This window comes from Rhodanobacter sp. MP1X3, assembly GCF_014207165.1.
In the GTDB taxonomy this organism is placed as follows: domain Bacteria; phylum Pseudomonadota; class Gammaproteobacteria; order Xanthomonadales; family Rhodanobacteraceae; genus Rhodanobacter.
Genome location: NZ_JACHCO010000001.1, coordinates 37,651 through 53,284, shown reverse-complemented (window position 1 = coordinate 53,284; position 15,634 = coordinate 37,651). Strand labels below are relative to the sequence as shown.

13 protein-coding genes are annotated in these 15,634 nt (G+C 59.6%); 6 read left to right on the top strand and 7 right to left on the bottom strand.

Annotated features, from left to right (window positions below):
- Positions 1-87 precede the first annotated feature (87 nt).
- A complete protein-coding gene (locus HDE79_RS00220; RefSeq protein WP_184599925.1) occupies positions 88-1,374 on the top strand; it encodes an acetyl-CoA C-acetyltransferase in 1,287 nt (428 codons plus the stop codon).
- Between the two features lie 18 nt (positions 1,375-1,392).
- Positions 1,393-1,962: an energy transducer TonB gene (locus tag HDE79_RS00215; RefSeq protein ID WP_184599924.1), complete on the top strand. Its 570-nt coding sequence runs from the start codon at positions 1,393-1,395 to the stop codon at positions 1,960-1,962.
- An 82-nt stretch (positions 1,963-2,044) separates the two neighbouring features.
- Here the strand turns inward: HDE79_RS00215 and HDE79_RS00210 are convergent, their stop codons facing one another.
- From HDE79_RS00210 to HDE79_RS00190, 5 genes are all read right to left on the bottom strand, one after another.
- Positions 2,045-4,012 carry a phospholipase D family protein gene (locus HDE79_RS00210; protein ID WP_184601040.1) on the bottom strand — a complete coding sequence of 656 codons (1,968 nt, stop codon included), beginning with the start codon at positions 4,010-4,012 and terminating at the stop codon, positions 2,045-2,047.
- Between the two features lie 26 nt (positions 4,013-4,038).
- Complete coding sequence (locus HDE79_RS00205) at positions 4,039-4,539, bottom strand: YceI family protein (RefSeq protein WP_184601039.1); 501 nt, start codon at positions 4,537-4,539, stop codon at positions 4,039-4,041.
- Positions 4,540-4,631: 92 nt separating this feature from the next.
- On the bottom strand, positions 4,632-5,105 hold the full coding sequence (locus HDE79_RS00200; protein WP_184599923.1) for a histidine phosphatase family protein: 474 nt from the start codon (positions 5,103-5,105) through the stop codon (positions 4,632-4,634).
- A gap of 158 nt (positions 5,106-5,263) precedes the next feature.
- Positions 5,264-5,896: a ParA family protein gene (locus HDE79_RS00195; RefSeq protein WP_184599922.1), complete on the bottom strand. Its 633-nt coding sequence runs from the start codon at positions 5,894-5,896 to the stop codon at positions 5,264-5,266.
- A gap of 76 nt (positions 5,897-5,972) precedes the next feature.
- On the bottom strand, positions 5,973-7,025 hold the full coding sequence (locus HDE79_RS00190; RefSeq protein ID WP_343205886.1) for a hypothetical protein: 1,053 nt from the start codon (positions 7,023-7,025) through the stop codon (positions 5,973-5,975).
- A 163-nt stretch (positions 7,026-7,188) separates the two neighbouring features.
- On the opposite strand from HDE79_RS00190, the gene HDE79_RS00185 reads away from it, so the two are divergent.
- A complete protein-coding gene (locus HDE79_RS00185) occupies positions 7,189-7,383 on the top strand; it encodes an antitermination protein NusB (protein ID WP_184599920.1) in 195 nt (64 codons plus the stop codon).
- A 78-nt stretch (positions 7,384-7,461) separates the two neighbouring features.
- Here the strand turns inward: HDE79_RS00185 and HDE79_RS00180 are convergent, their stop codons facing one another.
- On the bottom strand, positions 7,462-8,079 hold the full coding sequence (locus HDE79_RS00180; RefSeq protein WP_184599919.1) for a phosphatase PAP2 family protein: 618 nt from the start codon (positions 8,077-8,079) through the stop codon (positions 7,462-7,464).
- Positions 8,080-8,430: 351 nt separating this feature from the next.
- Positions 8,431-9,468, bottom strand: coding sequence for a polysaccharide biosynthesis/export family protein (locus tag HDE79_RS00175; protein WP_255488194.1), 1,038 nt, complete (start codon positions 9,466-9,468; stop codon positions 8,431-8,433).
- Between the two features lie 1,231 nt (positions 9,469-10,699).
- Here HDE79_RS00175 and HDE79_RS00170 point away from each other — a divergent pair.
- From HDE79_RS00170 to HDE79_RS00160, 3 genes are all read left to right on the top strand, one after another.
- Complete coding sequence (locus tag HDE79_RS00170; RefSeq protein ID WP_184599917.1) at positions 10,700-12,139, top strand: undecaprenyl-phosphate glucose phosphotransferase; 1,440 nt, start codon at positions 10,700-10,702, stop codon at positions 12,137-12,139.
- A 100-nt stretch (positions 12,140-12,239) separates the two neighbouring features.
- Positions 12,240-13,214, top strand: coding sequence for a UDP-glucose 4-epimerase GalE (gene galE, locus HDE79_RS00165; protein WP_184599916.1), 975 nt, complete (start codon positions 12,240-12,242; stop codon positions 13,212-13,214).
- Between the two features lie 377 nt (positions 13,215-13,591).
- Complete coding sequence (locus tag HDE79_RS00160) at positions 13,592-15,550, top strand: hypothetical protein (protein ID WP_184599915.1); 1,959 nt, start codon at positions 13,592-13,594, stop codon at positions 15,548-15,550.
- Positions 15,551-15,634 lie beyond the last annotated feature (84 nt).

Genomic DNA, 15,634 nt, shown 5'->3' with positions numbered 1-15,634 from the left:
CGAATCGTATCATTCAGCGTTTTGGGCTTCCGCCACACCGCAGCGCGGGTTAGCCTTGGGGGACTTGAGTTCCGGACTGTTCTGACCATGGAAAAAACGCAAAAGCGCGTTGGGGTGATCGGTGGTGTACGCATCCCGTTCTGCCGCAACAACACCGCCTACGCCGACGTCGGCAATTTCGGCATGTCGGTGAAAGTCCTCGGCGCGCTGGTCGAACGGTTCGGGCTGCACGGCGTGGAACTGGGTGAAGTGGCGATGGGCGCGGTGATCAAGCATTCGTCGGAGTGGAACCTGGCACGCGAGGCGCTGCTGAGCTCCGGCCTGGCGCCGACCACGCCAGGCATCACCACGGCGCGCGCCTGCGGCACCTCGCTGGACAACGCCATCATCATCGCCAACAAGATCGCGACCGGGCAGATCGAAGCCGGGGTCGCCGGTGGTTCGGACACCACCAGCGATGTGCCGATTGTTTACGGTACGCGACTGCGCAAACGGCTGCTGGCAGTCAATCGTGCCAAGACGCCGATGGAAAAACTGAAGGCGGCCACGCGCGGGTTCTCGCTGAGCGAACTGAAACCTTCTTTCCCGGGTGTGGCCGAGCCGCGCACCGGCAAATCGATGGGCGATCACTGCGAGATGATGGCCAGGGAGTGGCATATCAGCCGCGCCGATCAGGATCAGCTGGCGCTGGACAGCCATCGCAAACTGGCCGCTGCGTACGAGGAAGGCTTCTTTGACGATCTGCTGGTGCCGTTTCGCGGACTGAAACGTGACGGTTTCCTGCGTCCGGATTCCACGATGGAAAAACTGGCTTCGCTCAAACCAGCCTTCGACAAGACCTCCGGCCAGGGCACGCTTACGGCGGCCAACTCCACCGGCTTGTCCGATGGCGCTGCCGTGGTATTGCTGGGCAGCGACGAGTGGGCCGCTAAACGCGGGCTGACGATTCAGGCGTATTTGCTCGACGCGGAAATTGCCGCGGTAGATTTCGTGCACGGCGAAGGTTTGCTGATGGCGCCAACCGTCGCGGTGCCGCGCATGCTGGCCCGCCATGGCTTGACCCTGCAGGATTTCGATTACTACGAAATCCACGAGGCCTTTGCCGCGCAGGTGCTCTGCACGCTGCGCGCGTGGGAAAGTGCGGAGTACTGCAAGAACCGCCTCGGCCTCGATGCTCCGCTGGGCAGCATCGATCCGGCGAAGCTTAACGTGCATGGCTCCAGTCTCGCGGTCGGCCATCCGTTTGCCGCCACCGGTGCGCGCGTGGTAGCCACGCTGGCCAAGTTGCTGGAAAACAAAGGCAGCGGTCGCGGGCTGATCTCGATCTGCACCGCCGGCGGCATGGGCGTGACGGCGATACTCGAACGGCCGTAACCGACCGCGCATCACGCCATGTTGCGCCTGCGCGCCACCGTCGTCCTGAGCTTGCTGGCACTGGCCGTTGGCGTTGCGGGTACCGATTGGCTCAGCGACAGAAGCACGAATGAGCCGCTGGCGATGCCTTGGGTTGCGAAGGTGAAGCGGCCGATGCCATCCCGGCATCACCCTGCTCGACCGTCGCCGTATGCTCGCGCGCTCGCCGACGCACCGCATACTCACCGATCACGGATGGAGCGCAGTGGCGTCACCTCGGATCAAAGTCGTGGAAGCCAAGCCGCGTCTGCCGCTCTGCCGCCCGAGCTCGTTCCGCTGGACATGCCGATCCATCGTGACGTCGCCTATGACCAGTTGCGTGGCCATCTGGATGGCCGCGTAGTCATGCACGTCAGCGTCGATGGTGGTGGCCGTGTCACTGCAGCAAGTGTGGCTGAGTCGAGCGGCGATGCGGTGCTCGATGCACATGCGTTACGCAGCGTGCGCAACTGGCGCTTCGCGGTGCCGCCGGATCATCCCGATGGTCTGAGCGCCGATTTGCCGATGCGCTTTTCCTCACGCGACGATCCGTTGGCCAGTGTGCCCTGAGGCATGCGGCGAAGCTCTCAGAAGCTGTTTAAAAACCGTACGTGCCCGAAATACCGAGCGCAGTAGGTTTTTAAACGGCTTCTCAGAGAATGCCTGTGACGCCGGCACCGAATGCAGTGATCAGCAGCGTGTAGAACATCTTTGGCGAGACGGCGACGTCGGGGAAATCGCCCACAGGCTGATAGCAGGCGAAAAATCCCGGATCGCCGACGCGCAACGGCTGGCAGCCGGGCTTGAGCTGATAGCTGGTGGCGTAGCGAAACGGCCACAGGTCGAATAGCGGCAATTCTTCCGAGATGCTGCCGATGGCGTTATTGATGTCACTGAGCAGCGGTACCGTCGCTTGCCGCGGTGCGATCACCCAGGCGTTTTCCGGCTGCGTGTCGCGCAGGATGCTCTGACGCAGCTGGGTGGCAAAGCGCTGGTCCACGATGATCACGCCGGCCTCGGTGTTGTAGTGATCCGAGCGCGGGTCGAAGTTGTGCGAGCCGACCATCGCGATGTCATCGTCGATCACGATCGATTTGGCGTGCAGACCGAAGCGACGGCCGCTGCTGAGCAAGGGCGCCGGTCTGCTGCTGCTGCCGTGACTGCCAAGCAGACCATGGCTTTCGGTATCGACGAAGTGGCGTGAGGCATTGTTGCTTTTGGTGTTGCCGGTTTTGGATGGAACGTTGCCGGTCGACTGGCCGTTGCTGCCGACTTGACTGCCGCTATCCGATGAATCGCCGCTACCGTTCGGCGCGTTTTCCTCGGGCGATTCCATGCTGGCATACGCATTGGCTTCGGCCGGCCCGGGCGCATGGGGTTTCATCTCGTAGATTTCGAAACCGTAATCCTTCAGATAGGGTTTGCGGTGCTTGTACGACAGCGCATACACCGCGAAGGCGTCGGTGGAGGCGAGCGAATTGGTGGCTACCACGATGCGCGGCGCGGGTGTCTGCTTGTGCAGCTTGTCGAAAATCTTGCGTGCCCGACGGCTCATCACCAGGTAGGGCGTTTGCAGAATCACTTCGCTTTTTGCGCTGGCAACCATCTGCATCACATGGCGGGTGAATTCGCGTGCGCTTTTCTTGTTCGGTTTGTCGGTTTTTGCCGGCATGTCGCTGAAGAATTCCACGTTGCCGGTCTGGATGCTGTCCGCCAGCACGTGCGCGCGCAGCCAGTCGGCATCGCTGGCTTCCTGCTGCGCGCGATAGACGCGCTGGGGATGCAGGTATTTCGGTGCCGGCCAGTCCGGTGCGGCGGGATGCGTCACGATATAGCGGTTGACGTCGCGCAGATGCGTCAGCGGCACCGAGCGGGGGTGGTTCCAGAACAACGCGAAGCTGTCGGCCATTGCCTTGGCGGCAGGGCCGCCGACCAGCACGTCGCGGTCGACGTAGTCGAAGTCGTTATCCCAGTCGAAGTAGCGATTCTGGTAATTGCGCCCGCCGGTGATGCCGGCGCTGTCGTCCACCAGGATCACCTTGTTGTGCATGCGCTGGTTGAACTTGAAGAAGCAGCAGGCGATGCCCGCGGCCCATTGCAGCGGTGAGGTATGTGCATCGTGGAAGGTCGGGTTGTACAGCCGTACCTCAAGATTCGGGCTGATCCGCGCGAGCCGGTTGAGCAGCGCCATGTCGTCGAACGAGGACAGCTGATCGGCCAGGATGCGCACCTTTACGCCGCGCCGTGCCGCCTGCAGCAGCTCATCGAGCACCAGTTGGCCGGCATCGTCTTCATCCCAGATGTAGGTCTGCACGTCGATCGAACTTCGCGCCGCGCGGATCAGGCTGAGCCGCGCCACCATTGCCGCCTCGCTGTCGTTGAGCAGGCTGACGATATGTACCGGCTGTTTCGGTGTGGACGCCGCCACGGCATCCGTTGCTGCATCCAGTAGCGGGGATGCAGTGGCGCAATGGTCGGCGCGATCGCAGTTCACGTGCGTATCGACCGTGGCCGCGACCACGGCATCGGCACGACGGATCTGCGTCTTCGACGCCACGCAGCCCTGCAGCAGCAGGACTGCAAGGAGCAGATTCAACAGGGTGAGCGCGCGCAGGGACATACCCTGCATGATACGGGCAGTGTGCTTCAGTTCGGAGCATGCTCAAGTGCGATCAGCAGACCCAGCTGCACCTGATCCGACAGGGCCGTTCGATGGGTGTTCATGCCGAACGCACTGCGCGACAGCGAACCGCGTGCTTCGATAATGCAGGTCTGCTCGGTCGAGAGTGTGCAGTGGGCGGGCTGCAGTTCAAAACGCATGGGTTGCGTAACCCCACGCAGGGTCAACTGACCTTGCAGCACACCGCCGCTGGTAAGCATGGCGAAGGTGATCGGCTGGGACAGAAAACGGATAGTCGGGTACTGCACGGCATCGAAAAAATCCGGCGCCATCACCCAGCGGCGGAGTCGATCGGAGTTCATCACAATGCTGTCCGCGGTGATGCGCGCATCGACGGTGGCCAGGCCATGGTCATCGAGCTTTACCTCACCGGCGATCTGAGTGAAGTGCCCACTGATGGTTTGCAGCCACAGCAGTCGGATACCGAATTCGGCATCCGAGCGCATCGGGTTGATGCGGTAGTCCATCGAGCTCGCCGCTGGTGCGGAGAGCAACAGCGCGACGAGCAAAAAAGGGGCAATCAGGGATGGAGTAATCAGGGACGGCACGAACGGGCGACTCACGGCGACCAGAAGGCGTCCAGTCGAGCGTTGCCTGGTTCAAGCGCACCGTTGAGATGCAATACCGCCAGCGCGCCTGGTGGCATGCCGCGAAACTCATCGGAACGACCTTCGACCAGCAGCGCCACCAACCGCTCGATGCCGGGATTGTGGCCAACCAGCATTACCGTATCGGCATCGCCGTGCTGGTCGAGCAGCGCTAGCAGTTCACCCGGGGAGGCGTCATAGATTTCGTTGGCCAACTGGGGAACGGGCGCGTTGTTGATGGCGGCCAGCGCCAGTCGCGCGGTTTCGTCGGTGCGGCGGCTGGGCGAACACAGCACGCGGTCGGGATGGGCGCCATGGCCCGCCAGCCAGAGTCCGGCGGCCTGGGCCTCCTGCTCGCCACGCGCGCTCAGCGAGCGCTGCTGGTCGTCACCAGCCTTTTCTATGGGGACCGCTTCGGCATGTCGCAGCAGGATAAGTTCGTGCATGGTTGACTCCGTCAGGTGATGTCGCGCCGTCGGCGCGCGGGCTTGCTTCGCAAGGATGGCTGCGGGCAGATGGATGCAGGCAACCGAAGGTTATGGTGATCTGGCGCTCATTTGACCCTGGAGCTCCTGCTTGGTTCGTCTCTCATGGGATCGATCCTTCATTGATGTCGCTTGATCCAGCGCAGCAGCGCTTTCCAGTCCTGCTGATGGTTGCGCACCTGCTCGGACTGGTAATCGAAGATGCCTTTGCCCAGCGCGCTCAGCAGCACGTAGGCCTGGCTGTCGCGCAGCTGCGCCGCGATCGGGAAGGGGGATTGTTCGGCGAGCTGGGTCACCGCGTCCTGGCTGGCGTGGGTCCACGGCTTGAGCCGGTTGGCGACTAGCGCAACCGGCAGCTTGCCGCGGCGGATGCGATTGATCTTCTGCAGCTCTTCAATAAAGCCGAGCGTGGCGTGCAGGTCGAATGACGACGGCAGCACCGGCACCAGCAGTACGTTAGCCGTTTCGATATACGGTTCCAGCTCGCGTTCGCCGACGCCGGCCGGCGTATCGATCAAGAGTTGCTGGGTATCCGGCGGGACCTTCTGTAGGGATTTTTTGCCGCCCTCCAGCGCCAGGACACCCGGTACGTTGTCAGGCCGCAGGGTCGCCCAGCGAAAGCTGGAACCCTGCCGATCGGCATCGAGGATGGCGGTGTGCTGACCCGCCTGCGCCCAGTGCGAAGCCAGCTGGGTCACCAGCGTGCTTTTGCCGCAACCACCTTTGCTGCTTGCCACCAGCGTCGTAAGCATCGACTGACCCCTGCCGCGGAAGGTGGGCCAAGCCTACACGGCTGGGGATGCGGCGCAAAGCTGCGCTGCGATTAACTCAGCCTTGTGGCTGCTTTGACGATTGCGGCTTCCAGTCGGCCGGGGCCTCGGTAGGGATATTGTTGTCACGCAGCGCGGTCAACAGCACGCTCATTTCGGTGCCACCGTGGCGTGCAATGTTCACCAGATGCTGCGCGATGGCTGCGTCATTTTGCGCACGACCCAGCAATTGGCCGAAGTTCTGTACCTGCCAGATCAGGCTGAGCCGCGCGTGCTTGGCGTCTTCCTGCTGGGCGGGATCGTCCGCCAGCACTTCGCGCAGATGCAGGCCGAGCGAGCGGCCGAGTGGGCTGGAACCCCATTCGAGCACCTTGCCCAACTTCAGGCAGTCTGTCTTGATCGCGGCGTCGCCGGCGGCGCTATCGCAGAGTTTGGCCGTCACTTGCAGAACCGGCTGCGGCTGGGCGCTGGCCAAGCCGTAGACGAGCACGGCCTGTACCCCGGCGCCGCCACTGGCGTTGCTGGAGTCGAACGTATTGGCTGGCGGCGGCAGTACGCCGATCGAACTCGCGAGCGCCTTCAGACTGGTGCCGGCGTAGTCGTCGTAGAGTTTGGCGTTGGCGGCCTTGGCCAGATCCGCGCGCGCGGCGTCCTGCTTCATGTTGCGGGTGTCTTCGCCCAGCTTGAGCAGCCACACGGCCGCGTTGTCCGGCGCCTGCGTGGTCAGCTGATCCAGCGCCGACGTGTTGGGGCAGGCGTCGGCCTTGCTGTCGCAATCGGCCAGGCGCGTCCAGCTGATCGCTGCATCGATATCGGCCGCGCCTTCGGCATGTGTCGCGCGATTGATCAATCCGTGGAAATTGTTGAACTTGGGCAGGTCGGTCAATGGCCGGGAGATGATGGCGGCGGCGAGCAACGGCAGCGCATCGGCACGCGGCGCGAGCACGCTGACCAGATCATGCTGGAATGCCAGCAGTGCCTTGTCGCGGGACCGCGCTGCAGCGCTTGGCTGCCCTGCGGCAACGGCTTGTTTACTGACGCCGTCGGCGAATACCGGGGCGATGGCAAGCGACAACGCACAGGAGAGGGCAAGGCTTTGCAGTCCACGCATCATGGGCTTTCGTCCGCAATTCAAAGCGGTCAGCATACCTTGCGGGGATTAAGCGCTGCTGATCCGAGCGGTCGCGCGGGCAGGCACAGCATGCGATGCTTGTTAGGATGGCTATTTCCGGCGCGAGAACGCGACGGGCCACAAATCGTTCGGGAGATCCACAGTGGACCACTATCTTACTTTCGCCAATGGCGCGCCGTGGTTTGTCGGCTGGGGCACGCTGGCATTGATCAATGCGGCACTGGCGCAGGGAAAAAATCGCAACGGACTGCTTTGGTTCGTGCTGTCATTGCTGTTCGGCCCATTCGCGACGTTGCTGCTGGTGCTGCTGCCCAAGGTGCGTACGAAGCTCTTTTAGCCGACCAGAGCGAGGTCCACTAGCTAAGACACCACGTGCACCAGTGATCCGGTCCTCAACAGAGGTTGCAGGCTTGACCTAATAACGTGTTCCGGGGGCGTTGTTGAAGACGGTATCGTGGCCGCTGACGGAGATCGCAATATCCTTGAGCAGTTGCTGCGAGGGAAAAGTATGTCCGTAGCATAGAAGCAAAGGCAGTAGCAGGCTGATGCCGATCTGCCAGGCGGGTGCGCTGTTTCGCGGAGTCGTATTGCGTAGTTTGAAGAAAAACCCTGCTGTGAAGCCGAAGCCAAGCATTCCACCGAGGATCACTTCGGAGATCGAATGCACACCGAGGCCGAGTCGCGATGCCGCCACACCAACCGCCAGCAGCACGCCCAAGGCGATAGCGGTTCGCCGAAGCAGAACGTTTCGCTCGGGAATCAGCAGCGCCGGGACCAACGGCCAGATAAGGCTGGATAGGGCCGTATGACCGCTGAAGCCGCTGAAATCCAGACCGGGTATGCCGATGTCCCAGCTCATGTACATCAGCTTGGACAAACCCACCACGGCGATACAGATGAACACCGTCAGGATCCACAGCAGGCCGTTACGCCGCGTGGCAGCACGACTGATGAGCCATGCCGCGGTGACCAGGAAAACCGGAAGTAATACCGAGCAATCGCCAAAAGCGGTGATTAAAAGCCACATATGCATGCAAATTTCCGCGTCGATGAAAAGGACGCCGGGTTAGCGGATCCAGCTATGGTGCGCTGCATCAAAGATGCCTAAAGCCTTTCCCGGATGATCGCCAACCGGGCGCACTCTAGCGTTCAGTTTGTCCAGCCGGCTTTTCCATAACACCGCGTCTGACCTAGTGGCTCGCTCGGCCGCTGCTGTTCAGGGTCCATATCCCCGGTTGGACTCGGATCGCACGGCTCATCGCTACTTAGTCCATGGCGCTTCGGGGCCCGTGACAGGAGACTAGACGCAGCCAAGAGCCTGAGCCCTTGGCTGCGCTGGACCAAGCGATGCTCCCGCGCATGCTGACGCGGGAGGCATTGCCAATCAAAGCTGATTGGTCTGCTCGTTGGTGAGGCGTGTGTTCGAGGTGTTATTCAGCAGGGTGCTGAACGGCAATAGCTGGCTTACGAAACGATTCCAGCGCGCGACACCGGCTGCGCCGACGAACACCACGTCGCCTGCCCGCACAGGGAATTGCGAGGCCATGGCAAAAGCGTCCGGCGAGGAAGCGTCGAGCTGATAGATTTCCGACGGTTCCTGCTGCAGGTTCTTGACCCCACGAATCACATACACAGCCTTGCCCTTGGCGGTGTCCTGGTTGAGTCCTCCCGCGCGCCCAATGGCCTGAGTCAGAGTCAGCGTGCTTGTCTTGAAACGCAAAGCCTGCGGCTGCACGACTTCGCCCACCACATAGACTTCGTGATTGTCGTTGTAAGACAGGAAAACGCGGTCACCGCCCTTGAGGTAGATATCCTGCATGCCCTTCGGCACGCCGCTCAGCGCGTCCATATCCAGATGATAGTCATGCCCGTCTCGGCTCAACACCACATTGGACAGGTCGGCTTGGGTGGTGTTGACATTCGCCGTGCCGATGGCCTGTGCGAGGGTCAGCGGGGTGACCGTGATGAATTGCGGTGCGGCACTCACGAAGGCGCCACCCAGAGTCACTTTCTGGCTGCCATAGCTGATGATGGTGAGATCCACCTGCGGCGACGGTACATACTTGGCCAGGCGACGTGTGAGCTCGGACCGCAGTTCCTCCACCGTCTTGCCGGCGGCTTGCAGCAGTCCTGCGTAAGGATAGAACAGGGTACCGTCGGGACGAACCAGGCGGCCGTTGGCCAAGGCCTGCTGCTGTGCGCCTGCAGGCGAGGTCAGCTCGGGGTGATCCCATACCGTGATGTAGAGCGAATCACCCGGACCGATGCGATAAGGTTCGGGCTGGTAGGAAATCAGCGCGGGCGGAATGCTCGGTGGTGGCGTGGCGGCCTGGTCTGCGGCGATCTGCCTGGGGGTAATCGGTATGACCTTGAAGTGTGCGACATCAGGATTACTGTTGTCGGCAGAAGCGCGCAGGTTCATGTGCTGGCCCGGATACAAAACGCATCCATTCAGCGCGAGGCAGAAAGTCACTGCCCCTAGTATCGGAAAAATCTTCATGGGTGCGATCGGCCTTTGTAGAGATTATTTAATTCCGACGCCCGGCTGTTCAACTTGAAGAAAGCCTTCAAGTTGAACAGCCGGTGCATTGGAAATCAGTGCAAAGATGGTAAGAAATGGGCGCAAAACTCCCTTGCAATCAGCGGAGATCTTCGACCCGCAGTCGTGCTGCGACAATCGATCAAGTAGCTTCGGCGATACTGCAAATTACATCAGCCGTATGGGTCGTCGCGACGATGCCAACACCCGGTAGACCAAGTTCAACGCATGTTTGATTGCTAAATGCATACCTCCAGGGCGGTGGGCCGCAAGACTGCGAGCCATAATCATGAACGCCAGACCCTGTTGCCTGGGTGAATGCGCCTGACATTAGGTGATTCTGATGTTTGGATGATTCGAATACTTGCGCCAGTAGCCAGTTTCGACGCTCAACAGCAGTGCGTGATCTTGACTTTGTCAGTAGCGAAACGCTTTCCGGACGATCATCCGAAAAGCTAGTTGCGATGATGGTTGATGTCATCCAAGGAAGCTCGAGTGCGCTGTTCACGCTATGCAGAAGCAGATGTCTGTCGGCTCCGCCAAGCGATCACGCAGAAGTTTTTCGAGTACATGATGCCTCTAGTCAGTACGTGCGAGCGTTGCCAGCAACGGACTTGCGATACGAGAAAATAGTGACGTCACGAGTCGGCAAATTCGCAGACGTAAAAGGAAAACGGACGGTATGACTGGTCGCTGTGTTGCGTTGCGCCTTGGCGCAGGTTTGATCCAGGAGCGTGATGCCTGAATGAAATTTTCAACAGCTCGTTGGACGATGGCTGTATTCCCTGTGGGTTAAGCAAAAAGATGCAAACGTGTGACCCTCATCACCGATTGAAAATTTGATTAGCTAAGTACGAAACATTCCGATTGCCCTCGAATTCGCTGCGGCGTAGGATAAATTTTGTGGCATCGCAACATGAATTTCCAAGCCGCAAAATTTGAGTTATTTTCACTATCGCCATCCCAAGCCTGAGCAAATAATTGCTGAGGTCAGGAAAGCGTGTTGGATGAGTTGATCCATTTAAACGATGGATCGACGTGCCCACAGGGGGCACGTACCTTCTGGGATCCATAGGAAATCGACGCGAGTCGATTCCAAAGGAAGGTACGGACCATGCATCCATCTAAATCAAATTACTCAAATTTCAAGGCCTTGCTCGACATGGGGCTGCGCATAGCCGACTTGCTGTGCATTGTTGTCGCAGCCCGTATCGCTTATGCGATGCGTTTTCACACGCTGAGCATGGGCAATGCTTACATCGGGGCGCAGGCGATGGTCGTCGTCGCTGCCTTCGCCGTTTTCGGCGCGCTAAAACTCTATGAGCAACCGCTGGAAGAAAGGCCGGTGACGCATTTTTGCTGCGTCGCAGCATCATGGATTGCGATTTTCGGTTTGGTTATTGCTCTCGGCTTTATGCTCAAGATCGACGAGAGCTATTCGCGTGCCTGGGTCACGTTGTTCTTTACCATTGGCATGGCTTTGCTGGTGCTGACCCGCGTAGTTGCCCTGGCCATTTTGCGCAACATGTCCCGGCGCGGCGTGGGCCTCAGCAACTGTTTGCTGATTGGCGCCACTGATGCCGGCCTGCGCATTCTTGAGCATTCACGCAACGACCCCGGCCTGGGGATGAATATCACCGGTTACGTATCCACTCCCTATGATCAGGCCGGTCCAATCGATCTGAAGCAGGTCGGCACCCTAGACAACATTGATGCCGTGTTTGATTCGGAAGCATGGAGTCAGGTGCTGATCGCTCTTCCAGTCAACAAGGCCGCCAAAGCCATCAGTCATATGCTGGACTGTGCTGAAGATCGCGTCATCACAGTGAAGTTCGTACCTGACACGTTGGGTTCCGAATTGATCAATCACCGCATTGACGATTTCGCCGGCACCCCGGTCATGACCTTGCGCGCCAGCCCGCTGTCGGGCTACGCGTGGATATGGAAGGCTTTCGAGGATCGGCTGATCGCCGCGATGATCCTGCTATTGATCAGCCCGGTACTCGTGGTGGTCGCTTGCGGTGTCAGGTTTTCCAGCCCCGGGCCGATTCTCTACCGCCAGCGCCGCATCGGCCTGGATGGTGAGGAATTTGAAATGCTGAAATTCCGCTCCATGCCGGTGAACTTGGAGCGAGGCAAGGTGCAATGGGGTGGCGCGGGAAGCAAGACCACCACTCGTTTCGGTCGCTTCATTCGCCAGACCAGCTTGGATGAGTTACCGCAGTTCATCAACGTGCTCAAGGGTGACATGTCGATCGTCGGCCCGCGTCCCGAGCGCACGGTATTCGTGGAAAAGTTCAAGCAGGAAATCCCGGGCTATATGCACAAGCATCTGGTGAAGGCGGGTATCACCGGTTGGGCCCAGATCAACGGCTGGCGTGGCGATACCGATCTGGTCAAGCGAATCGAATACGACCTTTATTACATCAACCACTGGTCGCTAAGGTTCGACTTGAAGATCATCTTCCTCACCATCTTCAAAGGCTTCGTGCACAGCGAGAAGGGGGCAGAGAAAACAGCTGCGGAAAAAGAAGAGGTAAGTGCGTCAAGTTGACCGTTGTCGTTTCCAGAAATTGGTAATGCGCCAAAGCATTGGTCTGACACGCACTCGCAGTTAATCGTCAATTATCTTGAATCTGGCTTGAGGATATCGCTTGAAATTTCTTGTCTGCGGCGGTGCGGGCTACATCGGTTCGCATATGGTGCGTTACCTGTTGAGGCAGGGGCATGAAGTCGTGGTTTACGATGATCTGTCCACGGGGCACCGCGAGTCGGTACCCGCAGAGGGACTGGTCATCGGTGATATAGGCGATGGCACCGCACTTGGCCAGTTGTTTGCGCAGCATCGCTTCGATGCTGTGATGCACTTTTGTGCTCTTTCGCTGGTCGGAGAATCGGTCAGCAAACCCTATCTCTACTACACCAACAATGTTGCCCGCACGCTTGTTCTGCTGGAAGCGATGCGGACGGCCGGCGTCGACCGTCTGGTGTTTTCGTCGACGGCCGCGGTATTCGGCAATCCGCAAACCCTGTTGATTACCGAAGAGCATCCGACGACTCCGATCAATCCTTACGGGCAAAGCAAGCTGATGGTCGAAAAGATCCTGAGCGATGCAGCGAACGCTTATGGGCTGCGCTCAGTGGCGCTGCGCTATTTCAATGCGGCTGGCGCGGACCCCTCCGGAGAGATCGGCGAAGCACATTCCCCGGAGACGCATCTGATCCCGAACGTGTTGCGTTCGCTGCTTGGTCAGGGACCCGAGTTGAAGGTTTTTGGCAGCGACTACGCGACGCGGGACGGCACTTGTGTGCGTGACTATGTACACGTCAACGATCTGGCCTCGGCACACCTTAAGGCGGTCGAGTTCATGCTTGATCATGAAGGTGCGCATATCTTCAACCTGGGTAATGGCGAAGGTTTCAGCGTGCGCGAAGTCATTGCGGCAGCCGAGCGTGTCACCGGACAAGAGGTCAGCTATGACATGGTCGCGCGCCGACCAGGAGACCCGCCGACGCTGGTGGCGTCAGGACAGCGCGCGCGCGAACTGCTTGGCTGGCAGCCGGAGTTCAGTCGTCTGGACGACATTCTCGCTAGCGCTTGGGACTGGCATACCAAGCCAGCCTATTGAGCGTCGGCAGATCGACCTTGTCTCGAGACGACAGTGCTGATGTCGAAAACCGGCACCGAGTCACGAGAATCAGCTAGCGCATCGTACTAACGTCAAGCTGGACGTCGCGATGCGGCTCACCACTGCAAATGAACTGCAGAAACGGAGAGGTATGGCAGATGGCCAGATTCAGCAGAGCGATCTCCCGATTCGATGACATGCGCTTGCTCCCGCTGGCGAGGCGGTCACTTCCTCCCCTGATATGCCTGATATGCGCTGTTACTGGCAATGCGATTGCTTCGCCTCAGGTAGCAGCCCCTCAAGCTCAGGTCCAGTCCCAGGCTGCAGCAGCTGCTGCAGCCGACGATGATTCGGGAGCGCCCAGGGACCGGCTGGAAATGCATGCCCCCGGTGACGACCATGCACCGATGCCTGCGGGTTTGTCGGTGGCGCCGGAGGCCGGTGACGCCGTCGACAATATGGCCAATGCCAAGACAACTGCTGCACAGACCAGCAGCACACAACAGTTGGATGTATCGCATATCCATTTTTATGCCGATACCGATCATCCGAAGAATGGCACCTACACCATTGGTCAGCTGGCAAACGTCTGTGTAACCGTTCAAGGCATGTCCGCCAACGACACCTTGCACATGGTGATCAAAGATGCGGATGGGGTGATCGTCACCGATCAGTATGTCCCTATCGTCCCTAGTGCGCTGTACTGGCACCAGTGCATACCCGTGTCCAGCAGCAAGCTCGGCTTCTACCGTGCCGGCATCCATCTTATGCGCACCAATCTGACCCTCGCAGCCTTGCGTTCGCGGCCCGGTGGTTACCTGACCTATGTGGTGCTGCCCGATCCCACCTTGCGGGTGCAGTATCCGGCCAGCCAAACCTTTTTCGGCCTGCAGATGCCGGATACCATCACCTATCTGGCACCCAATCTGGGCGTGCGTTGGATATTGGCCAGTTGGGACTACGGTTGGCGCTATGGCGAACACCAGTATCCGGGGCAGTTCCTGAATCGTCGTACCGCCGATCCCACTTTCCCCGGCTCTACCGACAAAGTCACCTGGAAAGGCGGTCTCTGGCAGTTGTATGAGATCCCTACGCTGTTCATGTACCCGATCCCGGATGCGCAGGCGAAAGACTGGCAGACCACTCCGCTGCCGGTGATCCTGAGCACGGCGAGTTTCATGACGGCGGCGCTGACCGAGGGCAATCCGGCGGGCGTGACCTGGTGGGCCACGTTTGCCCAAGAGGCCGCGCAGGCCTTCGTCGACTTCCATCCGGATACGACCTACGACGAGCGCATTTATCAGATTACCTGGGAGCCACGCTACAAGGGCACATACGATCAGATCACGCGCATCTATCAGATCGCGTACCCGCTGATTCATGCCGTCGATCCGCATGCCATCGTGGCCGGTCCCAGTGCGTCGGCGATGAATGATGCCCAGCGCATGTTCGAATTGACCCGTTTCTTCAATGCGAACCTGCTCCAGTACATGGATGGCCTGGCCATGCATACCTATACCGTGTGGCCATCCGAAACCGCGCAAGGTCATTCCGTGAGCGACCCGGATCCGCAAACTCCGCCGGGCCCCTATTACACGCTGGCTCAGTCGATTCAGATCGCCAAGCAGCAGATCAGCAATCGCATCGGTCACGACATTCCGATGTACTCCACCGAGTTCGGCGGCAACACCAAATGCCCGGACTCCGAATTACCCTGCGTATCGATGGAGCTTGGTCAGGCACAGGGTCTTATCCGCGAGAACCTGATCCTCATGGGTGAGGGCTTAAAATTGGGTGTCTCGTTTTACGGCTCCGACTATGTAACGCCCTCCGAGCAGGGCTACTACGGTCTCTACTACAACCTCGATCCAGCCAACGGTTGGTATCACCCGGCAAAGGTAGGTCCAAAGCCTTCCGCCGCTGCATATTCGGCAATGACCTACCTGCTCGAAGGCCATCATGGCGTGCAGCCGGTCACCGGCTTGGGCAGCACCGCGATCGGCTATGCCTATGCGAACACCGACGATACCGATACCACGCTGGCGCTCTGGGACTATTACGGTCCGCGCAACAACGTCAGCGTGAACACGGGCGCCAGCTCCGTCGTCGTCTACGACTGGATGGGCAATGGTCAGACCGTACAGACCAACAACGGCGTGATCACCGTCAATCTTTCCAAGGATCCGATCTACGTGAAAGGTGTCTCGGCCGCCATGTGGGGCGATGGTAGTCCGGGCGCCGTCAAATCGTCGGTCAAATCCACCGCGTCTTCCAGTTCCCGTTCGGCCGTGATGCCACGGATAAATAACAACACTGTTTCAACTTCATCTCGTTGAGAGAGTAAGCAGAGTCGCGACTCGAACGCAGCATCTGGAGACCGCACTGTGAAAGGCAGCGATGCTGCCGACGTACTAACGCCC